The sequence below is a fragment of the Pseudomonas sputi genome, assembly GCF_021603585.1.
GTDB classification, from domain to species: domain Bacteria; phylum Pseudomonadota; class Gammaproteobacteria; order Pseudomonadales; family Pseudomonadaceae; genus Aquipseudomonas; species Aquipseudomonas sputi.
On record NZ_BQHI01000002.1, the window covers coordinates 460046 to 482066 of the forward strand.

The 22021-nt window shown below is 60.8% G+C and carries 24 protein-coding genes; 9 read left to right on the top strand and 15 right to left on the bottom strand.

The window, feature by feature from the left end; genetic code table 11:
- Positions 1-70: 70 nt before the first annotated feature.
- On the top strand, positions 71-1279 hold the full coding sequence (locus tag L6D81_RS04740; RefSeq protein WP_236178082.1) for an ammonium transporter: 1209 nt from the start codon (positions 71-73) through the stop codon (positions 1277-1279).
- Here the strand turns inward: L6D81_RS04740 and L6D81_RS04745 are convergent.
- A complete protein-coding gene (locus tag L6D81_RS04745; RefSeq protein WP_236178083.1) occupies positions 1276-2988 on the bottom strand; it encodes a cation:proton antiporter in 1713 nt (570 codons plus the stop codon). The genes L6D81_RS04740 and L6D81_RS04745 overlap by 4 nt on opposite strands.
- 188 nt (positions 2989-3176) lie before the next feature.
- Between L6D81_RS04745 and L6D81_RS04750 the strand changes: the two genes are divergently transcribed.
- From L6D81_RS04750 to L6D81_RS04760, 3 genes are all read left to right on the top strand, one after another.
- On the top strand, positions 3177-3413 hold the full coding sequence (locus L6D81_RS04750) for a glutaredoxin family protein (RefSeq protein ID WP_011335277.1): 237 nt from the start codon (positions 3177-3179) through the stop codon (positions 3411-3413).
- Positions 3414-3578: 165 nt separating this feature from the next.
- Complete coding sequence (locus L6D81_RS04755) at positions 3579-3896, top strand: transcriptional regulator (protein WP_236178084.1); 318 nt, start codon at positions 3579-3581, stop codon at positions 3894-3896.
- Positions 3897-3965: 69 nt separating this feature from the next.
- Positions 3966-4859 (top strand): pseudouridine synthase, encoded by an 894-nt coding sequence (locus tag L6D81_RS04760; protein WP_236178085.1) that lies wholly within the window; start codon positions 3966-3968, stop codon positions 4857-4859.
- A gap of 83 nt (positions 4860-4942) precedes the next feature.
- Here L6D81_RS04760 and L6D81_RS04765 read toward each other — a convergent pair whose 3' ends face one another.
- Together L6D81_RS04765 and mobA are read right to left on the bottom strand one after the other, a co-directional pair.
- A complete protein-coding gene (locus L6D81_RS04765; RefSeq protein ID WP_039770418.1) occupies positions 4943-5164 on the bottom strand; it encodes a YgdI/YgdR family lipoprotein in 222 nt (73 codons plus the stop codon).
- Between the two features lie 78 nt (positions 5165-5242).
- Positions 5243-5845: a molybdenum cofactor guanylyltransferase MobA gene (gene mobA / locus L6D81_RS04770; protein WP_236178086.1), complete on the bottom strand. Its 603-nt coding sequence runs from the start codon at positions 5843-5845 to the stop codon at positions 5243-5245.
- A gap of 81 nt (positions 5846-5926) precedes the next feature.
- Here mobA and moaB point away from each other — a divergent pair, with 81 nt between their 5' ends.
- Both moaB and L6D81_RS04780 read left to right on the top strand, forming a co-directional pair.
- Positions 5927-6466 carry a molybdenum cofactor biosynthesis protein B gene (gene moaB / locus L6D81_RS04775; RefSeq protein ID WP_236178087.1) on the top strand — a complete coding sequence of 180 codons (540 nt, stop codon included), beginning with the start codon at positions 5927-5929 and terminating at the stop codon, positions 6464-6466.
- Entirely contained in the window at positions 6450-7676 is a 1227-nt protein-coding gene (locus tag L6D81_RS04780; RefSeq protein WP_236178088.1) for a molybdopterin molybdotransferase MoeA, read from the top strand. Before moaB ends, L6D81_RS04780 begins: the two co-directional genes overlap by 17 nt.
- Positions 7677-7732: 56 nt before the next feature.
- Here L6D81_RS04780 and L6D81_RS04785 read toward each other — a convergent pair whose 3' ends face one another.
- Positions 7733-8041, bottom strand: coding sequence for a hypothetical protein (locus L6D81_RS04785; protein WP_236178089.1), 309 nt, complete (start codon positions 8039-8041; stop codon positions 7733-7735).
- 313 nt (positions 8042-8354) lie between these two features.
- On the opposite strand from L6D81_RS04785, the gene yegS reads away from it, so the two are divergent.
- Complete coding sequence (yegS, locus tag L6D81_RS04790; protein WP_236178090.1) at positions 8355-9272, top strand: lipid kinase YegS; 918 nt, start codon at positions 8355-8357, stop codon at positions 9270-9272.
- Here the strand turns inward: yegS and L6D81_RS04795 are convergent.
- The 3 genes from L6D81_RS04795 to L6D81_RS04805 all read right to left on the bottom strand — a co-directional run bounded on the left by L6D81_RS04795 (position 9256) and on the right by L6D81_RS04805 (position 11759).
- Positions 9256-9915: a response regulator transcription factor gene (locus L6D81_RS04795; RefSeq protein ID WP_236178091.1), complete on the bottom strand. Its 660-nt coding sequence runs from the start codon at positions 9913-9915 to the stop codon at positions 9256-9258. The two genes, yegS and L6D81_RS04795, sit on opposite strands and share 17 nt — an antisense overlap.
- Positions 9912-10805, bottom strand: coding sequence for a sensor histidine kinase (locus L6D81_RS04800; RefSeq protein WP_236178112.1), 894 nt, complete (start codon positions 10803-10805; stop codon positions 9912-9914). Before L6D81_RS04800 ends, L6D81_RS04795 begins: the two co-directional genes overlap by 4 nt.
- Before the next feature lie 483 nt (positions 10806-11288).
- Positions 11289-11759 carry a hypothetical protein gene (locus tag L6D81_RS04805; RefSeq protein ID WP_236178092.1) on the bottom strand — a complete coding sequence of 157 codons (471 nt, stop codon included), beginning with the start codon at positions 11757-11759 and terminating at the stop codon, positions 11289-11291.
- Positions 11760-12211: 452 nt separating this feature from the next.
- Between L6D81_RS04805 and L6D81_RS04810 the strand changes: the two genes are divergently transcribed.
- Both L6D81_RS04810 and L6D81_RS04815 read left to right on the top strand, forming a co-directional pair.
- Positions 12212-13147 carry a chemotaxis protein CheV gene (locus tag L6D81_RS04810; protein WP_003226705.1) on the top strand — a complete coding sequence of 312 codons (936 nt, stop codon included), beginning with the start codon at positions 12212-12214 and terminating at the stop codon, positions 13145-13147.
- A 90-nt stretch (positions 13148-13237) separates the two neighbouring features.
- Entirely contained in the window at positions 13238-14044 is an 807-nt protein-coding gene (locus L6D81_RS04815; RefSeq protein WP_236178093.1) for an MOSC domain-containing protein, read from the top strand.
- A 70-nt stretch (positions 14045-14114) separates the two neighbouring features.
- Here the strand turns inward: L6D81_RS04815 and ppnP are convergent, their stop codons facing one another.
- From ppnP to L6D81_RS04855, 8 genes are all read right to left on the bottom strand, one after another.
- Positions 14115-14399 (bottom strand): pyrimidine/purine nucleoside phosphorylase, encoded by a 285-nt coding sequence (ppnP, locus tag L6D81_RS04820; RefSeq protein WP_007940055.1) that lies wholly within the window; start codon positions 14397-14399, stop codon positions 14115-14117.
- Between the two features lie 81 nt (positions 14400-14480).
- Positions 14481-15023 (bottom strand): 3'-5' exonuclease, encoded by a 543-nt coding sequence (locus L6D81_RS04825; protein WP_236178094.1) that lies wholly within the window; start codon positions 15021-15023, stop codon positions 14481-14483.
- 69 nt (positions 15024-15092) lie between these two features.
- The gene (locus L6D81_RS04830) at positions 15093-17054 is read right to left on the bottom strand and encodes an acetyl/propionyl/methylcrotonyl-CoA carboxylase subunit alpha (RefSeq protein WP_236178095.1); all 1962 of its coding nucleotides are present in this window, start codon (positions 17052-17054) and stop codon (positions 15093-15095) included.
- A gap of 66 nt (positions 17055-17120) precedes the next feature.
- The gene (locus L6D81_RS04835) at positions 17121-17918 is read right to left on the bottom strand and encodes an enoyl-CoA hydratase/isomerase family protein (RefSeq protein ID WP_236178096.1); all 798 of its coding nucleotides are present in this window, start codon (positions 17916-17918) and stop codon (positions 17121-17123) included.
- The gene (gene atuD, locus L6D81_RS04840; RefSeq protein WP_236178097.1) at positions 17915-19072 is read right to left on the bottom strand and encodes a citronellyl-CoA dehydrogenase; all 1158 of its coding nucleotides are present in this window, start codon (positions 19070-19072) and stop codon (positions 17915-17917) included. The genes L6D81_RS04835 and atuD overlap by 4 nt, the downstream gene beginning before the upstream one ends.
- 29 nt (positions 19073-19101) lie before the next feature.
- Entirely contained in the window at positions 19102-20718 is a 1617-nt protein-coding gene (atuC, locus tag L6D81_RS04845) for an acyl-CoA carboxylase subunit beta (RefSeq protein WP_236178098.1), read from the bottom strand.
- 3 nt (positions 20719-20721) lie between these two features.
- The gene (locus L6D81_RS04850) at positions 20722-21591 is read right to left on the bottom strand and encodes an SDR family oxidoreductase (protein ID WP_236178099.1); all 870 of its coding nucleotides are present in this window, start codon (positions 21589-21591) and stop codon (positions 20722-20724) included.
- Between the two features lie 12 nt (positions 21592-21603).
- Positions 21604-22021: AtuA-related protein (locus L6D81_RS04855; RefSeq protein WP_445009268.1), on the bottom strand; the 418-nt coding region annotated here is incomplete at its 5' end.

Genomic DNA, 22021 nt, shown 5'->3' on the forward strand with positions numbered 1-22021 from the left:
CGCAACTTGGTGCATGAAATGTGCGCATGAACCGCTTTGGTGCCTTTTTCAGCCTTGGGTCTGCCTCCTCATGGAAAATCTGCAAAGCGCTGTGGACACGCTGGTTCACAGTTCCAACACGTTGTTCATTCTGATCGGCGCGGTCATGGTGCTGGCCATGCACGCCGGGTTCGCGTTTCTGGAGGTCGGAACGGTTCGCCAGAAAAACCAGGTCAACGCGCTGTCGAAGATTCTCAGCGACTTCGCGGTGTCGACCCTGGCCTATTTCTTTATAGGCTACTGGCTTTCGTATGGTGTGACCTTCCTGCAACCGGCGGCGGTGCTCAGTGCCGATCATGGTTATGGACTGGTGAAGTTTTTCTTCCTGCTGACCTTTGCAGCGGCGATCCCGGCGATCATCTCCGGCGGCATCGCCGAGCGGGCGCGGTTTGTGCCGCAACTGTGCGCCACGGCGCTGATCGTTGCGTTCATCTACCCGTTTTTCGAAGGGATGATCTGGAACGGCAACTACGGTGTGCAAGCCTGGCTGACCGCACAGTTCGGCGCCCCTTTCCATGATTTTGCGGGTTCGGTGGTGGTGCATGCCGTGGGCGGCTGGCTGGCGCTGGCGGCGGTGCTGCTGCTCGGGCCGCGCAACGGACGCTATCGCGACGGCAAGCTGGTGGCGTTCGCTCCTTCGAGCATTCCGTTTCTGGCGTTGGGTTCGTGGATCCTGATCGTCGGCTGGTTTGGCTTCAACGTGATGAGCGCGCAGACCTTGCAAGGGGTCAGCGGACTGGTGGCGGTCAACTCGCTGATGGCGATGGTCGGTGGCACGGTGGCGGCGTTGATCGTCGGGCGCAACGACCCTGGCTTCCTGCACAACGGCCCGTTGGCGGGGCTGGTGGCGGTGTGCGCCGGCTCCGACCTGATGCATCCGGTCGGTGCGCTGGTGACCGGCGCGATTGCCGGCGCCCTGTTTGTCTGGTGCTTCACGGCGGCGCAGGTCAAATGGCGCATCGACGACGTGCTCGGTGTCTGGCCGTTGCACGGTTTGTGTGGCGTATGGGGCGGTATTGCCTGTGGAATCTTCGGCTCGACTGCGCTGGGTGGGCTCGGTGGTGTCAGCCTGATGAGCCAGTTGATCGGCACCGCTCTTGGTGTGGCGGTGGCGCTGGTCGGCGGTTTCGCCGTCTACGGTTCGATCAAGACGCTGCATGGTCTGCGTCTGAGCCAGGAACAGGAGTACTACGGCGCCGACCTGTCGCTGCACAAGATCGGCGCGGTGAGCCAGGACTAGGTCTCCTCATCATCGGCTCCGGGGTAAAAGCCGTGAAGCAGGCGATAACGATCGATGCGCACCTGATCGACTTTCTCCTGCACCCGGTGCGCAGGAAACCCCAGCAGGATCAGGGCGTGGGAGCCGAGCATCAGGCTCGACTCCAGCAATTCCGGCACGACTTCGCTGGCGCCGGCTGCCTTCAGCTCGGCCGACTGACTGTCGTCTCGGGTGCGCACCAGAATCGGCACTGTCGGATTGAGGCGCCGGGCCTCCCTGAGAACCCGCAAGGCCACGTCGGCTTGATCCACGGCAATCACCAGCAACCTGGCGCGCAGCAAACCGACGGCGGTCAGCAGATCGCCGCGTGTTGAATCGCCGTAGTGGACGTCGCGCTCGGCGGTGGCGGCTTCCTGAATTCGCACTGGATCGTTGTCCAGCGCGACGTAGGTTTGCCCGGCATTGCGCATGATTCGTCCGATCGATTGACCGACACGGCCGTAGCCACAGATCACCACATGCCCGTCGAACCCGGCATTTAGGGCGCTGATTTCCTCGATCTGCGCTTCCTGATTGGGTTTACGGTGCAGAGCCGCGGCGATGCGGGGGGCGGCGCGTAACAGCAGGGGCGTCAGCAGCATCGAGCAGAAGGTGGCGGCGAGCAGCAGGGCGCCGAGCTCGGCGGGGAGGAGCCGTGACTGCTGCATCTGCGCCATCAGGGCGAAGCAGAACTCACCGCCCTGGGCGAGGGCGAGGCCGCTGCGCCAGGCCGTTTCACTGTCGCTGCCGCGCCATTTCACCAGCAGCGCCACCACCAGGCCTTTGATCACCAGCAAGCCCAGGGTCATGCCGACAATCAGCAGGCTGTGGCTGACGAACAGTTGCAGGTCGATCAACATGCCGATGCTGACGAAAAACAGTCCCAGCAGGATGTCGCGAAACGGCCGGATATCGGCCTCGATCTGATGCCGGTAATGGCTCTCGCCCAACAGCATGCCAGCTAGGAAAGCCCCCAGGGCCGGCGACAGGCCCAGCAAGTGGGTCAGCCAGGCCGTCAGCAGCACAATCACCAGTGCCAGCAGCACGAACAACTCCGCCGAGCGGGACGCCGCCACCTCCTGAAACAGGCGGGGCAGCAGCCAGCGGCTGGCCAGCATCAAGCCGAAAAACAGCAATACGGTCTTCAACAAGGTCAGGGGCAGCGCCCAGTACCAGGCCTGATCACTGCTACCAGCGAACACCGGCACCAGCGTCAGCAGCAACACGGCCACCACATCCTGGAACAACAGGACGCCTACCGCATTCTGGCCGTGGCTGCTGAAGATTTCGCCGAGACTGCTCAGTTCCTTGGTCACAATCGCCGTGGATGACAGCGACAGACCGGCGCCCAGCAGCAAGGCCGGTGTGGCGGGCATGCCCAGCAGCATCAGCACGCTTCCCAGCAACAGTGTGCTGATCAGTACCTGCTGGCTGCCCAGCCGGAAAACCACCTGGCGCAGGGCAATCATTTTCGACAGGGAGAATTCCAGCCCCAGGGAAAACAGCAGAAACACCACGCCCAGCTCGGCAAGGTCCGGCAAGTGTTCACTTTCATTGATCCAGTCGAATGCCTTCGGCCCGACCATCAACCCCACGCACAGGTAGCCCAGCACAGGGGGCAGGCGCAGGCGACGGAACAAGGCAATCGTCACCAGGGACGACGCCAGTATGATCAGCAGATTGGCAAACACAACACACTCCGGGACAGGTCAGGCTCTTCAAGCGTAGAGGTAAAAAACACCGGAGCATCGCGTAAATGGCGATTTTGTGGGCTGATTTACATCAGGGTTTTGCGAAGGGCGGGTTCGAGTCCGGTGGGCAGGTCGACGGGCCTTGCGGGCAGGCCTAGAATGATCACTCGATTGTTGGGGTTGAGCACATGCTTCCTGAATGCCAGTTGTTCGGCACCCTGGGGTGCCATCTGTGTGAAGTCGCGGAGGCCGAACTGATGCCTTTCGTCGAGCATGGTCTGCTGGTGGAACTGGTGGATATTGCCGACGATGAATCGTGGTTCGAGGCTTACAGCCTGCGCATCCCGGTCTTGCGCAGGGTTGATACCGGCGCGGAGCTGGGGTGGCCGTTCAATGCCGATCAGGTGGTGGCATTTCTTCGTTAATGGTCCTTTCCCTTCTGCGTTGATGGCGCCTGTCACCTTCGGTCATTCACGGCTTGGCACTTTTCGGGTTATTCGGTTACTGTATGCGCATACAGTAATTGGGTTGGCCTGCCATGCCGTTTCCGGGCATTTGTCAGGGCAAGCCGGATGTCAGAGGGAGCAATCGTGGTCAATGTCGAACAGTTGAAAAGCAGCGTGAACGGGATGTCGGTTGACGTGGTGCGTGAGGCCGTCCACGAATTGCGCCTGGACGGTCTGGTCACAGAAGGCAAGACTCCCTTCAACAAGCTGCATTTCAACACCTGTTTTGCCGAGATAGAGGCTTTGTTTCAGCGTGCCGGCTATCACAAGCAACTGGATGTGGTCGGATATCAGGGGCTGTTGTACGCGTTGTACGATCCGGGCCGTTGGGACGCCGTGGATGTATTGCGCTGGCTCAAGGAGTTTACCGAGGCGGCGGCGCTCAAATCGGTTCCTGCCTGATTCTGCACTAGGTCTGCTGCGCCCGGTGTTGGATAATGCCGCTCTGCTTTGAAGGTTCGAGTTCTTCGTATGTCCAGCGCATCAACATTTTCCGCCGCACAGAATCAGGCCAGCACGCTGTATCTGCCCCCCGGCAGTTGGCGGACAGTGCTCGACTGCCTGTGTGAGCATTTCAGTGCCATCGGGCGCGATCAATGGCTGGATCGGATTGCCCGGGGGCGGGTGCTGGATGGTCAGGGGCAGCCGATTGCGCCGGATTTGCCCTACAGGGAAGGGCTGCGCATTCACTACTTCCGTGAAGTGCCGGATGAAAAACCGATTCCGGTGGTCGAGTCGATTCTGTATGCGGACGATCATCTGGTGGTCGCCGACAAGCCGCATTTCCTTCCGGTGACCCCGGCAGGCGAGTACGTCGAACAGACGCTGCTTCGTCGATTGATCCGGCGCCTGGACAACCCCCATCTGGTGCCGCTGCACCGGATTGACCGACATACGGCCGGACTGGTGATTTTCTCGGCCAACCCACAGACGCGATCGGCGTATCAGTCACTGTTCCCGACACGGCAGATTGAAAAACGCTATGAAGCCATTGCGGCCGCGCTGCCCGGGCTGGACTTTCCGTTGGTGCACAAGAGTCGCATGGTCGACGGCGAACCGTTTTTCCGCATGCAGGAAGGTCCAGGTGTAAGTAACACCGAAACGGCCATAGAGGTTCGTGAAAAGAACGGCGAACTCTGGCGCTACGGTCTTTTTCCGGTGACCGGCAAGAAGCATCAGTTGCGGGTACACATGACGGCGCTGGGGGCGAGTATCTGCAATGATCCGTTTTACCCTGAAGTGCTCAAAGACGTTGAAGATGACTACGCCAATCCGCTCAAACTCCTGGCGCAGGGGTTGAGATTCATTGATCCGCTCACGGGGCAGACGCGTGAGTTTCAAAGCCGGATCACGCTGGACTGGTGATCCCGGGTTTCGACTATTTTCCGTCAGGCACGAAAAAGCCCGCATGTTGCGGGCTTTTCTGTATCGGGTGTCGAACTGAAGAATTAAAGCTCTTTGACAGTACGAACCTGATCCTTGTTGATGCGAGTGTGCTTGCCGTCCAGTTGTTCGAACTCGTAGAAGCCCGAATCTTCATCATATTTTGGGGCGTCGACAGCCTGGATTTCGCGACCGTCATTCAAGGTGATCACTGTTGGCGAAGCGCAACCGGCGAGGGTGGCGAGGCCCAGTGCGAGCATGAAAGTGGCGAGGGTCCGTTGAGTCATGAGTGTGTCTCCGAAGGGAAATTCTTTTGGTTACTGAGCTTGAGACGTATACAAGGCGTGCAAGTTCCTTGAATGGTGTCAGTCTGACACAGTGTTGTGCGAACTCAACAGTTCAGGGGTGTTGAGATTGGCCAGGCGTGGATCGTTGTCAGGGCAAACCAGGGCTTGGGCATCAAGAGTGCGCATCAGCCGGCCGGGACTGCGTTCTCCAGCGTTCCAGGCGTTTTCGAAGACGGGCAGGAGTGCCACGGGGATTACGCAAAGCAGCGGTTCCCAGTGATTGTCGTGTCGCAACATTAAAGGTTTTTCAGAATTCAGACTGGCCGTCTCGCGCATGCTGTGCAGCAACGCAAGATCGATGCGCGGGACATCGCATGGCAGTACCAGCAGGTGGGTGTGGTGCGCGGCTTTCAAGCCGGCACGAATACCTGCCAACGGGCCGGGAAAATCTTCCTGGTCATCCGCCACCAACTGATCGGCGAAAGGTGCATAGCGTTCACGATTGCGGTTGCAGGAGATGATCAGATCATCTGTCAACGGCCGAACCTTGCGATGCAGATGTGCGATCAATGGTTCACCGTGCCATTCCACAAGCCCCTTGTCCTGGCCGCCCATTCGTTGTCCGCGTCCACCGGCCAGCAACAGAATGGAGCAGGGGTGTAATGGCGTGTTCGAAGTCATGGCAGCTCTGCGCAGGGGCGGCGAAAAAAGGGGGGGCTGTGATATAACACCGGGCTGTTTCTCCTACAACTGGACGAGCCTATGAAAGCCAAGGCTGATGTACCTTTCGCACCGCTCAATATCGCAGTGTTGACAGTCAGCGACACCCGAACCCTGGAAACCGATACCTCCGGCCAAGTCTTCGTCGACCGTCTGACGGCCGCCGGCCATCATCTGGCGCAGCGAGTGCTGCTCAAAGATGACCTCTACAAGATCCGTGCGCAAGTTGCGCACTGGATTGCCGAAGACGTCGTGCAAGTCGTGCTGATCACCGGAGGTACCGGATTTACCGGTCGCGATAGTACCCCGGAGGCCGTTGCCTGCCTGCTGGACAAACAGGTTGATGGTTTTGGTGAGCTGTTTCGTCAGATCTCGGTGGCCGACATCGGTACCTCCACCGTGCAATCCCGGGCGTTGGCGGGACTGGCCAATGGCACGCTGGTCTGCTGCCTGCCAGGTTCTACCAATGCGGTCCGCACCGGTTGGGATGGCATCCTCGCCGAGCAACTGGACTCCCGCCATCGCCCGTGCAATTTCGTCACTCATTTGAAACAGGCGGCGCCTTGTGAATCCCGTGGGTAAGCCGGGCAAGACCGGCAGCCTGATGCCTGTTGAAGAGGCGTTGGCGCGTTTGCTGGAAATGGCCGAGGGTTCGCGGATTGTCGAGTTCGAGTACTTGCCATTGGCGCAGGTTCAGGGGCGAGTGCTGGCGCAGGATCTGGTTTCGACACTGGACCTGCCGCCATGGCCGAACAGTGCCATGGACGGATATGCCTTGAATCTGGCCGACTGGACCGGCGAGCCGCTGCCAGTCAGTCAGAAGATTTTCGCCGGACAGGCGCCCGAGTCTTTGAAACCGGGTACCTGTGCCCGTATCTTTACCGGCGCGCCGGTGCCTGAGGGTGCCGACTGTGTGGAAATGCAGGAAAACGTCGAGATTCATGCCGATGAGCGCGTGAGGTTCATCGAAGCGATGGTGGCCGGGCAGAACATTCGCCCGCAAGGCCAGGAAACAACTGTCGGTGAGTTGGTCTTGCCCGCCGGAACCCGGCTTGGTCCGATCGAACAGGGGTTGGCCGCATCGCTGGGTTGCGCGGGGCTTGAGGTGGTTCGCCGGGTTCGTGTGGCGGTGCTGTCAACGGGGGACGAGTTGGTCGAGCCGGGAACGGCATTGGGGCCAGGACAGATCTACAACAGCAACCGGGTGTTGTTGTGCAGCTGGTTGCAACGTCTGGGTTGTGAAGTGGTAGATGCCGGCATTCTGCCTGATGACTTGGCCACTACCCGCGCGCGACTGGGGGAACTGCAGGATGTAGACCTGATTCTGTCGACCGGTGGCGTATCGGTCGGGGAAGCGGATTTCCTCGGGATCGCATTGAGGGAAGAAGGCGAGCTGACACTCTGGAAGTTGGCAATCAAACCCGGCAAGCCGCTAACGGTGGGGCATTTTCGTGATGTCCCGGTGATTGGATTGCCGGGGAATCCGGCCTCGACTCTGGTGACTTTTGCCTTATTGACCCGCCCTTATCTGTTACGTCGCCAGGGCGTGCAGGATGTCGAGCCGCTGACGTTTTCGGTGCCCGCAGGTTTTGTCTGGCCTCAGGCCGGTAATCGACGTGAGTTTCTGCGAGGGCGCCTGGAGCAGGGGCGGGCGATTATCTACCGTAACCAGAGTTCGGGCGTTCTGCGCAGCGCTGCCTGGGCCGAGGGATTGGTGGAGGTACGGGAGGGACGAGTCCTGGCCGAGGGAGATTTGGTGCCATTCATTCCACTCAACGAGCTTCTCGGTTGATCGCAGGTATTTGAGGGGCAGGCACAGTGGTTGCACGATGCCTGCCCTTCTGCCGTTCAACGGCTGATCAGTGCGACTAGTTGATCGAACCGGCTATTGGCAACCCAGCCCACCAGTCCGAGTACCATCGCTGTCGCGCCTGCCGAATAGGCGAGGCGATGCTTGATGGCCTTGACGTCACCTCTGACTTCGTCCAAATCACGTCGAATGTACTTGAGGTGAGTTTCCAGCTCGGTGACACGCGGTTCCATATCGTTTTCTCCAGTATGTCTGGCGCTGCATTTGAATTCGTCTTTAAGACTGGCGCGACTTTCGGAGAGAGAGGCAACTGGGCTCACGGATTGTCTTGCTTCATGGCTTTGCATGGAAACGTCCGTCTGCTGCCATGGGATTCTCTTGGCAAAAGCCGAAATGCAAATAATCGAAAGTCCTTAAAGTGTATCCACTCATTACATGCACATCCTTGTGTAATTGAATTGAAGATCGCTGACGCCGACACACGTTGTACCAATGGCCGGGCTGGGTCAATTGAGCCGATTCCTTACGTTCTGTACGAAAAAGTACCGGCATGTAGGACGAGCAGGGCGAGCTTCAGCAATTAATCAGAAGGCGTGCGACTTTTTTACCCGTCCTGAGGGTCAAGATGTCCCGTACCGATTTGATTCCGGAGTGACCGCAATGAGTGAACGCAAGGCATTGTTGATTCTGCATGGCAAGCAGGCACTCAACGAGGCGGTTCGTGCCGCTGTCGAGAACAAGCGAGAGCAAGGCTGGGAGCTGGCTGTACGTCTGACCTGGGAGGCTGGCGATGCTCAGCGACTGGTGGAGGAGGCGCTGGCAGCGGGATACCGTCAGATCATTGCCGGCGGTGGGGATGGCACTCTGCGTGACATCGCCGAAGCGCTGGCCGCTCAGCCGGGCAAGGCCAGTCTGGTGCTGCTGCCCCTGGGCACTGCCAACGATTTTTCCCGCGCGGCGGCTATTCCGCTGGAGCCGGCCGAGGCGCTGGATTTGCTTGAGGCGCCCGCCCACGACATTGATCTGGGGGAAGTCGGCGGGCAGATCTTCCTGAACATGGCGACCGGAGGCTTCGGCAGTCAGGTCACGGCCAACACGTCGGAAGATTTGAAAAAGGTCCTGGGTGGCGCAGCCTATCTGTTCACCGGTTTGACGCGATTCAGTGAACTGCATGCCGCGTACGGCGAATTGCAGGGGCCGGATTTTCATTGGCAGGGCGAGTTGCTGGCCCTGGGGATCGGCAATGGCCGTCAGGCCGGCGGCGGACACGTGTTGTGCCCTGAAGCGCTGGTGGACGACGGTCTTCTGGACATCAGCATCCTGCCGGCGCCGCAGGAGCTGGTTGGCACGCTGAAGAATCTGCTCAGCGACGGCTTCGGTATTGACAGCATGTTTGTACGCGCCCGTTTGCCATGGATTGAAATCAAGCTCGCCGAAGGGCTTTACATCAATCTCGACGGCGAACCACTGGAGGGCGACAGTCTGCGGTTTGCGGCGCGGCCAGGGGCGTTGCGTGTGCATTTGCCGAAGGACTCGCCGCTGCTGGGCGCCGCCCCCAGGCTCAATCGTCCAGACTGATGATCTGTTCCCGCACGGCAAACAGCACCAGGCCCGCCACGTCGTAGATCTGCAGGCGTTTCATGATCTGTGAGCGGTGGGTTTCGACGGTCTTGATGCTCAAGCCCAGGCCATTGGCGATTTCCCGCGTGGACTTGCCGCGCACGATCAGGCGCAGGATTTCCAGCTGACGCGCCGTCAGGTTGTGCGACTCGGTGACTTCCGGCTGTTGTTTCAGGTTGCGGGTCAGCGCCTGATTGATCACGGTATGGGCGATGGCAGGGCTCAAGTAGCGCTCGTTGTTGCGCAGGGCTTCGAGTGCATGTTCGAGCTCGGTGGCCGTGGTGTCCTTGAGCAGGTAACCGTGCGCACCGGACTCCAGAGCCTGCATGATCAGGGCGGGGTCGGTGTGCATCGACAGAATCAGCACTTTGCTCTGCGGGCGTACGCGCCTGAGCCGTTGCAGGGCTTCCAGGCCGCCGGTTTCTTTCATGGAAATATCCAGCAATACGATATCGGGAGACAGCAGCTCGACCATTTCGAGCAGCTGGGAGCCATCATTGGCCTCGCCGATGACCGCGTAACCGGGAATATCCAGCACCAGGGCACGCACGCCGGCCCTGATCAGCGAGTGGTCATCCACCAGAAGTAAGTTACAAGTCAACGCATAACCTTATTCGTACTGGCCCGCTCGAGTGCACGGGGCGCCCAGGGGAATAGTGCTTCGATTTGAGTACCTTTGCCCGGCTCGCTGGTCACGCTCAGAGTGCCGCCCAGTTGTTCGATGCGCTCGGCCATTCCAGCCATGCCCCGCTGTCCTTCGCGGCCGGGGTTCGCCGACGGGGAAAAGCCCAGGCCATCATCGCTGATCAGCAGGGTCAAGCCTTGCGGCAGGCGTTGTACGCGGATCAACAGGTTCTGGGCCTGTGCATGGCGAAGGATGTTGGTGACCGCTTCCTGGGTGATGCGAAAGGCGGCGACGGCCATTTCTTCGGGGATCCCATTCAGGCGCTGCTGGCAGTCCAGACTCCAGTGCACCGACGTATTGGTCAGTACCTTGAGCAGGTGCGCACGCAGACTCGCTTCCAGACCAAGGCTGGTCAATTGCCGCGGGTTGAGAATGGCCGAGACGTCGCGCACCTTGTTGAGGGTTTCGTCCAGAGTCTCGCAAAGTACCGAACAGTGTTCCTGCATATCCGCGGGCAGGCGACGCTTGAGCCATTCGCTTTGCAGCTTGGCGGCGGTCAGCAGTTGGCCGATATCGTCATGCAGCTCGCGGCTCAGACGATGGCGCTCGTTTTCCTGGACCTCCAGCAAACGGTCGGCCAGTTCCTGAGGCTGGAATTTGATGGATTTGCGCGACAGACGATGTCGTGTCCAGACGCAGCCGGCAGCCGCCACGTTGATCAGCAGCAGGCCGAGCGACAGCTGCGCGGACAATCCATAGGTCAACAGACTGCCCACCGCCGAGCCTGTACACAGCAGGAGCGTGAGCCTGCGGGCATTTTCGCGGGAGGGAGGCCATGTGGTGATTGACTTGAGGCTGGCGTACATAGCGGATGGAGCCAATGGATGTTCGCTGCGGGCAGACCGGTCAGAAGGGCTGGCGGTCTCTGTCTGGAAAACGTTCATTCAGGTTGTTGATTTCAAAACGGTTCAGTGATCGATAATTGAGCGCCAACTTCGGTGGAGACCGATCATTGAAGTCACAATGCCATTAATTGAAACAACTAACGGGCGGCATAATACCACTTAACATACCGTTGGTCGCGTTTGCCCTATATGTCCAAAGAGTCAGGAAACACGTCATGTTGGACGAAGGTTCCATAATGGGAAAGTTGAAATACCCGACTCGATAATTATCGATGCAGCTGCAAGTTTTCTTTTGCACAGGAAAACCCTGACAACGGCAGAGGACAGTCAGCACTCATCGCAAGTAATTATTTAGTGGAAGGTGTCGCGGGCAGGCATGAACTATTCAATTGCGACAATCGACGACGAAAAATGACGGGCCCGTACAGCCCACGGCAGGCCCGGTTATGCCTGGTGCTCCGACCAGGTTACGAGGGACATCGGCTTGCCATTGAGCGGCAATTGAAAGTGAGTCTGCCCGACCTGGCAGGCGAAGGCTTCAATGAGCGACACCTGTTCGCTTTCATCCAGGCCCAATTGGCCAGTGCTCGGGTCAATCAGTTCCAGTTGCCAGGCCATCAGGGTGAAGCAGTCTTTCAGTGCTTCCAGGGCCTGCGCATGCAGATCCACGTGATCCTGCACCTGGGCGAGCAGGCCATGCAGGTGCAGGGAGAATTCGGACACCGCCTCCAGCGCCAGGGCATCGGCCTTGTTCGCCAGCTTGAGGAGGGTGCTGAGCATGCAGTCGATGGCGTCCCTGTCATTGCTGATCAGTTGCAGATGGCTGAGGCATTCTTCAGTCTTGGCCAGGAGCGTTTCAGCTTCGACAAGGAATTCAGGAAACCGCTGCGCCCAGTCACTTCGGTCGTTCGGCATGCTTATCTCCACCACGTCACGTCTGATGAGGGAATGCCGTGTGTGTCGACGATCATGAACCGTCGCGGGACCGCGCCCCGGTGTGCATTGGCACAGGCCTGGGGTTTCAAGAGGATGTGTTTCCACTGAACTGCGATCGCACACAATAGCCTGACTCCGTTCATGCAATGAGAATGGCGTCACATTAATGGCTATTGGATATCGCGAACATCAGGTTGGGCCTGATTGTTACTAGGGGATTCCCTTAGGCACGGGAACCTGTGGCGCAAATCGGGGTCGCGCCGAAGAGAATGTAGCAGATGATTTCACCGGGCCAGTAAAGCATGATGTTAATGTGACATCAATGCCTGCTCATGGCATTTTGTTGGTGATTTGTGACGGGATCAAGATCCGCCAGATTCAGCCGATAACCCCCAATAGTGAATTCATCAGAACAAGCCCAGGAGTCATTGATGGCCGGCATTCTCGACACGGTAGACCAACGCACGCAACTGGTGGGTGAGAATCGCCTGGAAATTCTCATGTTTCGACTGGCCGGGCGCCAATTGTTCGCGATCAACGTGTTCAAGGTGCAGGAAGTCCTGCAACTGCCGAAACTGACTTTGATGCCCCAGCGTCACCCGTTTGTCTGCGGTGTGGTCAACCTGCGCGGCCAGACGCTGCCGGTGATCGACCTGTCCCAGGCGATCGGCATGCGGCCGTTGGTGCCGGGCCCGAACAGCACGATCATCGTCACCGAGTACAACCGCTCGGTGCAGGCATTCCTCGTCGGTGGCGTGGACCGCATCGTCAACATGAACTGGGAAGCCATCCTGCCGCCGCCGACCAGCGCCGGTCGCCAGCATTACCTGACGGCGATCAGCAAGGTCGACGATCAACTGGTGGAAATCATCGACGTCGAGAAAGTCCTCGCCGAAATCGTTCCGTACAACGCCAAAGTCTCCCGGGACAAACTGGACGATCCGGTGCTGGAACGCGCCCGTGGCCGCGAAGTGTTGCTGGTGGACGACTCCAACGTGGCGCTCTCGCAATTGCGCGACACCCTCGGCCAGTTGGGCGTGAAGATGCACATCGCCAGTGACGGCCTGAAAGCCCTGAACATGCTCAAGGCCTGGGCGGACACCGGGGTGAACATGACCGACAAACTGCTGATGGTGTTCACCGACGCCGAAATGCCGGAAATGGACGGCTATCGCCTGACCACCGAAATCCGCAACGACCCGCGCCTGCGGGGCTTGTATGTGGTGTTGCACACTTCGCTGTCCGGCAGTTTCAACGACTCGATGGTGAAGAAGGTCGGGTGCGACAACTTCCTCTCCAAGTTCCAGCCGGACAAACTGGTCGATGTAGTACGCCAGCGTCTGATGCTTGACGAAGTGCCGGCCTGATCAACCTGTCGAGGCTGACCCTGCGTCAGCCTTTGATTCGCTGACAAAGCTCGTATAGGGTGGCGTTTTTGACCCACCAGGGAGCTGGCCATGCTGCGTCTGAGCGCGCTTTATCGTTACCCGTTGAAATCCGCCAGGGGCGAGGTCCTGCAAGGGATCGGACTGGACAAGCTGGGGCTTGAGGGCGACCGACGCTGGATGCTGGTGGATGAGGCCAGCGGGCGATTCCTGACCCAGCGTGCCGAAGCGAAGATGAGCCAGCTGTCGGCACTGTGGAACGCCAGCGGCGGGCTGACGCTCAGCGCGCCGGGGCATTCGGCAATCGATGTTGCCTTGCCCGGCAGCGACGACGATCTGCGTGGCGTGACCATCTGGCGCGATACCTTGCGCGTACCGGATGCCGGTGAAGAGGCGGCCCGCTGGGTCAGCGATTTCATCGGCAAGCCAACCCGACTGGTACAAGTGCCGCTGGATCGCGCCCGTACGACTCAGGCCGGGTACGGCAACGATGACGATCAGGTGGCGTTCGCCGACGGCTTCCCATTGCTGCTGATTGGCGAGGCATCGCTGCAACACCTGTCGCAGGCAGTCGGTCGGCCTCTGGAAATGCTGCGGTTCCGGCCGAATCTGGTGATCGAAGGCAGCGAGGCATATGCCGAGGATGGCTGGAAGCGGATTCGTATCGGCGATGTCGAGTTCCGGGTGGTCAAGTCCTGCTCGCGGTGCATTCTGACCACGATCGATCCGCAGACCGGTGAGCGCAGCGCCGACCGCGAACCACTGGCAACCCTGCAAAAGACCCGCGCCCAGGCCGACGGCGCGATGTTCGGCCAGAATCTGGTCAACGACAGCAACGGCCGGCTTGACGTCGGCATGCCGGTGGAAATCCTCGAATAACCCGCCAGAAACGAAAAATGCCCGTGTCCTTGGACACGGGCATTTTTCATGACCGCAGGAAACCGGGGTTTCAGCCGCGGTATTCGCACAGGTAAGCGGTGTCGACGGCCACTTTCAGCTGGAACTTGCTGTTGGCTGGCACGTTGAACTGGCTGCCGGCGGCGAAGGTTTCCCAGTCGCTGCTGTCCGGCAGTTTGACGGTCAAGGCGCCCGAAACCACGTGCATGATTTCACGCTGGCTGGTGCCGAATTCGTATTCGCCCGGGGCCATGACGCCGATGGTCGCAGGGCCTTCAGCAGTGCCAAAAGCGATCGACTTGACGGTGCCGTCGAAGTACTCGTTGACTTTGAACATGGGCGATTCCTCTCGAAAAGGGCTTAAAAGGGTTAAAAAGGGCCGACCAGTATGCACAAGGCTCCGGGCGTCGTCATCTGTCTAGAGCGGCAAAACCAGCGGCAGCAGGCGTGCGGTATTGCGCGCATCTTCCAGCGCTCGGTGCTGCTGACCGCTGAATTGCATCCCCGCCAGTTGCAACGCGCCATTGAGGCCCAGAGGCCGTTCGAGGCGGCGGGCCTTGGCAAAACGCTGTTTGAGGTTCATGTGCGGCACCCGGCTTAGCGCGCTGTCGAGTTGCAGGCGCTGCCATTCCTGAAGCAACTGCTTGCGGTCGTAATCGCCCCAGCTGGCCCAGCCTTCCAGGCGTGTCTGGTGCTGGCCAAGCCAGCGCTCGAAGGCCGGCCAGACGTCGCTCAACGGCTGCGCCGCGTCAATGCTGGCCTGGGTGATGTGCGTGAGTTCCCGGCAAAAGGACGTCAACAAGGGACGCCGCGTCGGTTTGACGAAGCGCTGAAAGTGATCCTGCTCGCGCCCGGCGCGATCCACCAGGGTCGCGCCGATCTCGATGATCTCCATTTCCGTAACCGGCCAGCCACCCTCATCGGTGGTGGCTTCCAGATCTATGACCAGCCAATGGGGCATCGCAGGGTTCCTGATTTCCGCGTCCTGATTATTCAGAGCGTAGTCAAACCTTGCGGATGCGCGCGGTGACTACTCGACCTGCAACAGAACCTGACGATTTTTCACCTGATCGCCGACCTTGACCTGCACCCGCTTGAGCACGCCATCGATGCCGGCCTTGAGCGGGTGCTCCATTTTCATCGCTTCCAGCACCACCAGCAGCTGCCCCTTGCTGACCGGGCTGCCCTCGCTGACGAGCACATCGATGATGGCGCCATCCATCGGGGCTTTCAACGTGCCGGAACTGACGCTGGTCTGACTGTCGATCACCGCGTGAGTTCGATCCTCCAGAGGCAGGCTGCCTGGACGGGTGAACAGCCAGAGCCGGTCGTCGCGCAGACGATAGGCATGGCGCTGGCGCAGGCCATCGATTTCCAGCGTCACAGCCCCGGCGGTGTGCTCGACCCGTTTGAGTTCGATGATGCGTTCGACGACCTGCACCTCAAACGTGTTATTCGGATGGGTGCGAAGGTGCACGTTCCAGTCGCGAGCGTCGAGGCCTATGCGATAGAACAACGGCGCGCCAGCGTTGTTGCGCCATCCGGACAACGGCGCGCGGTGTCGCTGTGCGGCGGATTGGTAAAACAGCACCGCTGCGACGGCCAGTTCTTCGGCACTGGGCGAATAGTCGCGCAGGCAGTCGTGATCAGCGAAGTACTGCGGGATGAAACCAGTGCCGAATTCCCCGCGGATGAACTGCGGATGCTGCAACAGGCTGGCGAGCAGCCGCTGATTGCTCTGTACACCCAGCAACACGCTGTCCTGCACGGCGCGCAGCAGCTTGCGCCGGGCCTCTTCACGGGTTGCGCCGTGGGCGATCAGTTTGCCGAGCATCGGGTCGTAGAACGCTGAGATCGACTGGCCTTCGATCAGGCCGTGATCGACCCGCGCGCCGCGATCCAGTGCCGGCGCCCAGGCTTCGATACGTCCGGTCTGCGGAAGAAAACCCTGGGCCGGATCTTCGGCGTAGAGGCGCACTTCCATCGCGTGGCCATCGAGTTTCACCTGCGCCTGGGTCAGCGGCAGCGGCTGGCCTTCGGCGACCGACAGCTGCCACGCCACCAGATCCAGCCCGGTAATCAGTTCAGTCACCGGATGCTCGACCTGCAACCGGGTGTTCATCTCCAGAAAGTAGAATCGGCCATTGGCATCAAGCAAAAACTCCACGGTGCCGGCGCCGACGTAGTTCACCGCACGCCCGGCCTTGAGCGCCGCTTCGCCCATCGCCTGACGCAGGTCTTCGGTCATCACCGGGCACGGCGCTTCTTCGATGACTTTCTGGTGGCGACGCTGTATCGAACAGTCGCGCTCGCCGAGGTAGATCAGGTTGCCGTGGTGATCGCCGAACAGTTGCACCTCTACATGACGCGGCTCGATCAACGCCTGTTCGAGGATCAGTTCGTCGCTACCGAAACCGTTCAAGGCTTCGGAGCGGGCCGTGCGCAATTGCGCCGGCAGTTCCTCGGCGCTGTGCACCAGACGCATGCCGCGCCCGCCACCGCCGGCGCTGGCCTTGATCATCAACGGGTAACCGATGCGCTCGGCTTCACGGGTCAGGGTCTCGTCGTCCTGCTCGGCGCCTTGATAGCCGGCGATGCATGGGACGCCGGCAGCGAGCATGGCGATTTTCGACTGGCGTTTGCTGCCCATCAGTTCGATGGCTTCGACGCTGGGGCCGATGAACGTCAGGCCGGCCTGTTCGCAGGCGCGGGCGAAGTCGGCATTTTCCGAGAGAAAACCATAGCCGGGGTGGATGGCATCGGCACCGCTGCGCCGAGCAGCGTCGAGGATCCCCGGGATGTTCAGGTAGGACTGTTGCACCGGTGCAGGGCCGATGTTCACAGCCTCATCCGCCATTTGGACATGCAGCGCATCGGCGTCGGCGTCGCTGAAAACGGCGACCGTGCGATAACCGAGCGCCTGGGCGGTGCGCTGGATGCGGCAGGCGATTTCACCGCGGTTGGCGATCAGGATTTTGTGAAAGGCGGGCATGGCGGTTTTCCTGAATGTGGCGGTGGATTGAAGGGCCTTATCGCGAGCAAGCTCGCTCCCGCAGGGTCACGTGCTCCATCCGGGTTTGCGCTTCTGCACAAACGCCATCGTGCCTTCGATCCCTTCGGCGCCGGTCACGGCTTCGCTGAACCACTGCGCCGCTTCGTCCAGCAACTCACTCGACGGTTGGCCGGCGCTGGCCAGCAGCAGTTTTTTGGTCATGGCATTCGCTTCGGGCGCGCAGCACAGGACATGGTCGAGCACTTCATCCAGCCGCTCGGCGAGCGCCTGCGGATCCTGCTCGACAAAATGCACCAACCCCAGACGCCGGGCCTGATGGCCGTCGAAGCGGGCGGCGGTCAGGGCCAGGCGTCGGGTCTCGGTCAGGCCGATACGCTGTACTACGAAAGGCGCGATCTGCGCCGGCAGCAAGCCGAGGCTGGTTTCCGGCAAACCGAATTGCGCTTGATGGTCGGCGATGGCGATATCGCTGACACAGGTCAGGCCAAAGCCGCCCCCGAGCACCGCGCCCTGCAACACCGTGATCAGCACTTGCGGCGCGTGCTGCGCTTCTTCCAGCAACGACCCGAACGCTCGGTTCAGGTCGCGATAGGCATCACTGCCCTGAGCGCGGGCGTTGGCCATGTCCTTGATGTCACCGCCGGCGCAGAAATGTCCGCCGGCACCGCTGAGCACCAGTGCGCGAAGGCTGCGGTCATCGCGCCCGCTGGCCAGCACGGCACGCAACTCGGCGACCATTTGCAGGCTCATGGCGTTGCGGCTTTCCGGGCGATTGAGGGTGATGTGCAACACGCCGTTGTGCCGTTCCAGCAGCAGCGTCTGGCAATCGGGCAGGGCGCTCATTTCTTTTTCCCCGGCAGGATGCCCATCAGTTTGCAGATGATCCCCAGCATGATTTCGTCGGCACCGCCGCCAATCGACACCAGCCGCACGTCGCGGTAGGCGCGGGCCACCGGGTTGTCCCACATGAAGCCCATGCCGCCCCAATATTGCAGGCAACTGTCGCTGACTTCACGACCGAGGCGCCCGGCCTTGAGCTTGGCCATCGAGGCCAGTCGGGTGACGTCCTGACCTTTGACGTATTGCTCGGTGGCCTGATAGACCAGCGCCCGCAGGCATTCGATTTCGGTCTGCAATTCGGCGAGGCGGAAGTGAATCACCTGATTGTCGATCAGCGCATGGCCGAAGGTTTTGCGCTCCTTGCAGTACTCGATGGTGCTGTCGACGCAGTATTCCAGGCCCTTGATCATGTTGGCCGCACCGAACAGGCGTTCCTCCTGGAACTGCAGCATCTGCATCATGAACCCGGCGCCTTCGTGGCCGATGCGATTGCGCTGGGGCACGCGCACGTTGTCGAAAAACACCTGGGCGGTTTCCGAGCTTCGCATGCCGAGCTTGTCGAGGTGCGAACTGAGGCTGATGCCCGGCGTGTTCATCGGCACCATGATCAGCGATTTGTTGATATGCGGCTTGTCGTCCGAGGTGTTGGCCAGCAGGCAGATGAAGTCGGCGCTTGGCGAGTTGGTGATCCACATCTTGCTGCCGTTGATCACATAGTCGTCGCCATCCTTGCGCGCGGTGGTCTTGAGTCCGGCGACATCGGAGCCGGCGCCGACTTCCGAGACGCCGATGCAGCCCACCTGCTCGCCGGTGATCGCCGGGCGCAGGAACTCTTCGCGCAATTCATCGGAGCCGAAACGGGCGAGGGCCGGGGTGCACATGTCGGTCTGCACGCCGATCGACATCGGAATGCCGCCGCAGTGGATAGTGCCGAACTCTTCGGCCGCGACGATCGAATAGCTGTAATCCAGGCCCATGCCGCCGAATTTTTCCGGTTTGGAAATCCCCAGCAGACCGAGGTCGCCGGCCTTGCGGAAAATCTCGTGGATCGGAAAGCGCCCGGCCTTTTCCCATTCTTCGACGTGGGGGTTGATCTCGTGCTCGACGAACTGGCGGACGGTACGGCGCAGCGCTTCGTGTTCCGGGGTGAAGATCATTTTTATTGTTCTCCTTTAATCCGTGGCGGTCAGAACCGGCTGACGCCGAAGCTGTTGGGTTGCAGCGTGCGCACGTCGGCTTCGTGGCAGATGTCCAGCAAGTACCCGAGCAAGGTGCGGGTGTCGCGCGGATCGATCAGCCCGTCGTCCCACAGGTTGGCGCTGCCGTAGAGGGCGGTGGACTGGCTGTCGAGCTTCTGCGCGGTGACCTGCTCCAGCATGTCGAGCATTTTCGGATCGGGCACCAGACCGTCCTTGAGCTGCTTGGCTTCGGTGACGATGCGCAACACCTTGCCGGCCTGGGCGCCGCCCATCACCGCCGTGCGGCTGTTGGGCCAGGCGAAGATGAAGCGCGGATCGAGCCCGCGTCCGCACATTGCGTAGTTGCCCGCGCCGTAGGAGCCGCCCACCACGATCGTCAGTTTCGGCACCCGTGCATTGGCCACGGCCTGGATCAGTTTCGAGCCGTGCTTGATCACGCCGTGCTGTTCCGATTCGGTGCCGACCATGAAGCCGGTGGTGTTGTGGAAAAACAGCAGCGGCGTCTGGCTCTGGTCGCACAGTTGAATGAACTGCGCCGCCTTGCTCGCACCATTGGGCGTGATCGGGCCGTTGTTGCCGATGAAGCCGCAGGCGCGGCCCTGAATCTTCAGGTGGCCGCAAACGGTCTGCTGATCGAACTCGCCCTTGAACTCCAGGAAGCGCGATTCATCGGCGATTCGCGCAATGATTTCGCGCACGTCGTAGGGTTTTTTCGGATCGTCCGGGATCAGCCCCAGCAATTCGTCGATGGGGTACAGCGGCTCCTTGAATGGCGGTTCGGGCAGCCACGGCAATTGCTCGTTCCAGTTCAGCAGGCTGACGATTTCCCGCACCTGACGCACGCCGTCGGCATCGTTTTCGGCCAGGTATTCGGCGGTGCCGGCGACTTGCGCGTGCATCTCGGCACCGCCCAGTTCTTCGTCGGTGGCCACTTCACCGGTCGCCGCTTTAAGCAACGGCGGGCCGGCGAGAAACAGCTTGGCCTTGCCGCGCACCACCACCACGTAATCCGACAATCCCGGCTGATAGGCGCCGCCGGCGGTGGCCGAGCCGTGCACCACGGTGATCTGCGGCAGGCCCATGGCGGACATGCGTGCCTGATTGGCAAAACTGCGCGCGCCTTCGACGAAAATGTCTGCCGCGTAATTGAGGTTGGCGCCGCCGCTTTCGGCGAGGGTGATCACCGGCAGTTTGTTTTCCTGGGCGATCTGTTGCAGGCGCAGGGATTTTTTCAGACCCGTCGGGGAAATCGTTCCGCCCTTGATCGCACTGTTGTTCGCCACGATCAAGGCGCGCACGCCGGACACGTAACCGATGCCGGCGATCAAGCCGCCACCGGCCGAACTGCCGTCCTTGTCGTCGTGCAGTTTGTAGCCGGCCAGGCTCGCCAGTTCGAGGAACGGCGCGCCAGGGTCGAGCAACAGATTCAGGCGTTCACGGGGCAGCAATTGTCCGCGCTTTTCGAATTTCGGTTTGGCCTCGGCGGCCTTGTTCAGCAGGTTCTGTTCGAGCTGCTGAACGTGCTCGATGGCGGCGAGCATCGCTGCGCGGTTGCGGGCGAAGGCTTCGCTGTGCGGGTCGAGTCGGGATTGAATGACCGGCATGGCTTACTCCTTGTCCTTCAAGACATCCGGCATGTAGGCCCGGTGAAAACCGTTGAAGGATTCGCTGTGTGTTGCCTTGTGCAACGGCCAGGCGCGACTGCCCAGACTGGCCGCGCCGTCGATGCGCAAGGTGCTGCCGCTGATGAACGCGGCTGCGGGGCTGAGCAGAAACACGATCGCCGCGCTGACTTCCGATTCGGTGCCGATGCGCTTGAGCGGCACGTGTTCGCGCAAGGTCGGGATGACCGCCTTGAACGCGCCTTCGTAAGTGTCCATGCCGCTGGAGGCGATCCAGCCCGGCGCTACCGCATTCACCCGCACCCCGGCGTAACCCCATTCGAACGCTGCGGTCTTGGTGAAGTTGTCCATGCCCGAACGCGCGGCGCCGGAGTGGCCCATGCCGGGCATGCCGCCCCACATGTCGGCGAGCATGTTGACGATGCTGCCGCCGTGTTTGCTCATCGACTGGTTGAACACTTCCCGGGCCATCAGGAAACCGCCGACCAGATTGGTGCGCAGCACGGTTTCGAAACCTTTCTGATTGATCGAGGCCAAGGGCGAGGGGTACTGGCCGCCGGCATTGTTGACCAGCCCGTGGATCGGTCCGTGTTCGCGGATCAGTTCGCTGACCAGCGCTTTCACCGCTTCTTCGTCACGAATGTCGCAGGCCTTCCAGTGCGCTCGACCGCCGTCCTCGGCAATCTCGGCAGCGACGGTTTGCAGCTTTTCCGGCTTGCGCCCGACCAGCACCACGGTGGCCCCGAGCGCCGCCAGTTCATGGGCGGTGCAACGTCCGATGCCGCTGCCGCCCCCGGTGACGATGACCGTCTGACCACTGAACAGGTCAGCCCTGAAAATCGATTCGAACGCCATGGTGCCAATCCTCTAGTCGAACTGTTCGGCGATGCTCTGCGGCACCGGGATCTGGATTTCCAGCAGTTGCTGGGCGAAGGCCTTGCCTTGCGGATCGATGCGCAGGCTCGCCACGCCGCCGCCACCGAGGGCGTTTTCCAGCAGGAAGTTGAGGCTGTGGGTGCCCGGCAGATACCAGCGTTCGACCCGGCCGTGTATCGGGTCGAGGACATGGCTCATCCAGTCCACGACCACGGCCGGGGTCAGCGCCTCGGCGATCCACGGCAGGTATTCAGGACGGCGCGGCATGACGCCGATGTTGCTGTGATTGCCCTTGTCGCCGGAGCGCGCCACCGCCAGTTTGACCAATGGCACGCTCGCGTCGGCGCGGCCCTGAGGTTTGGGCGTTTCGTGGGGCAGGGGCAGATCCTGACTGTCGAGGGGGGCGGGG

What these genes read in the sequence shown, in the direction of transcription:
- L6D81_RS04740 (WP_236178082.1), top strand. Translation starts at nt 71, where the DNA reads ATGGAAAATCTGCAAAGCGCTGTGGACACGCTGGTTCACAGTTCCAAC.
- L6D81_RS04750 (WP_011335277.1), top strand. Translation starts at nt 3,177, where the DNA reads ATGCTTCCTGAATGCCAGTTGTTCGGCACCCTGGGGTGCCATCTGTGT.
- L6D81_RS04760 (WP_236178085.1), top strand. Translation starts at nt 3,966, where the DNA reads ATGTCCAGCGCATCAACATTTTCCGCCGCACAGAATCAGGCCAGCACG.
- L6D81_RS04765 (WP_039770418.1), bottom strand. Translation starts at nt 5,164, where the DNA reads ATGACTCAACGGACCCTCGCCACTTTCATGCTCGCACTGGGCCTCGCC.
- mobA (WP_236178086.1), bottom strand. Translation starts at nt 5,845, where the DNA reads ATGACTTCGAACACGCCATTACACCCCTGCTCCATTCTGTTGCTGGCC.
- moaB (WP_236178087.1), top strand. Translation starts at nt 5,927, where the DNA reads ATGAAAGCCAAGGCTGATGTACCTTTCGCACCGCTCAATATCGCAGTG.
- L6D81_RS04785 (WP_236178089.1), bottom strand. Translation starts at nt 8,041, where the DNA reads ATGCAAAGCCATGAAGCAAGACAATCCGTGAGCCCAGTTGCCTCTCTC.
- yegS (WP_236178090.1), top strand. Translation starts at nt 8,355, where the DNA reads ATGAGTGAACGCAAGGCATTGTTGATTCTGCATGGCAAGCAGGCACTC.
- L6D81_RS04800 (WP_236178112.1), bottom strand. Translation starts at nt 10,805, where the DNA reads ATGTACGCCAGCCTCAAGTCAATCACCACATGGCCTCCCTCCCGCGAA.
- L6D81_RS04805 (WP_236178092.1), bottom strand. Translation starts at nt 11,759, where the DNA reads ATGCCGAACGACCGAAGTGACTGGGCGCAGCGGTTTCCTGAATTCCTT.
- L6D81_RS04810 (WP_003226705.1), top strand. Translation starts at nt 12,212, where the DNA reads ATGGCCGGCATTCTCGACACGGTAGACCAACGCACGCAACTGGTGGGT.
- L6D81_RS04815 (WP_236178093.1), top strand. Translation starts at nt 13,238, where the DNA reads ATGCTGCGTCTGAGCGCGCTTTATCGTTACCCGTTGAAATCCGCCAGG.
- ppnP (WP_007940055.1), bottom strand. Translation starts at nt 14,399, where the DNA reads ATGTTCAAAGTCAACGAGTACTTCGACGGCACCGTCAAGTCGATCGCT.
- L6D81_RS04825 (WP_236178094.1), bottom strand. Translation starts at nt 15,023, where the DNA reads ATGCCCCATTGGCTGGTCATAGATCTGGAAGCCACCACCGATGAGGGT.
- L6D81_RS04830 (WP_236178095.1), bottom strand. Translation starts at nt 17,054, where the DNA reads ATGCCCGCCTTTCACAAAATCCTGATCGCCAACCGCGGTGAAATCGCC.
- L6D81_RS04835 (WP_236178096.1), bottom strand. Translation starts at nt 17,918, where the DNA reads ATGAGCGCCCTGCCCGATTGCCAGACGCTGCTGCTGGAACGGCACAAC.
- atuD (WP_236178097.1), bottom strand. Translation starts at nt 19,072, where the DNA reads ATGATCTTCACCCCGGAACACGAAGCGCTGCGCCGTACCGTCCGCCAG.
- atuC (WP_236178098.1), bottom strand. Translation starts at nt 20,718, where the DNA reads ATGCCGGTCATTCAATCCCGACTCGACCCGCACAGCGAAGCCTTCGCC.
- L6D81_RS04850 (WP_236178099.1), bottom strand. Translation starts at nt 21,591, where the DNA reads ATGGCGTTCGAATCGATTTTCAGGGCTGACCTGTTCAGTGGTCAGACG.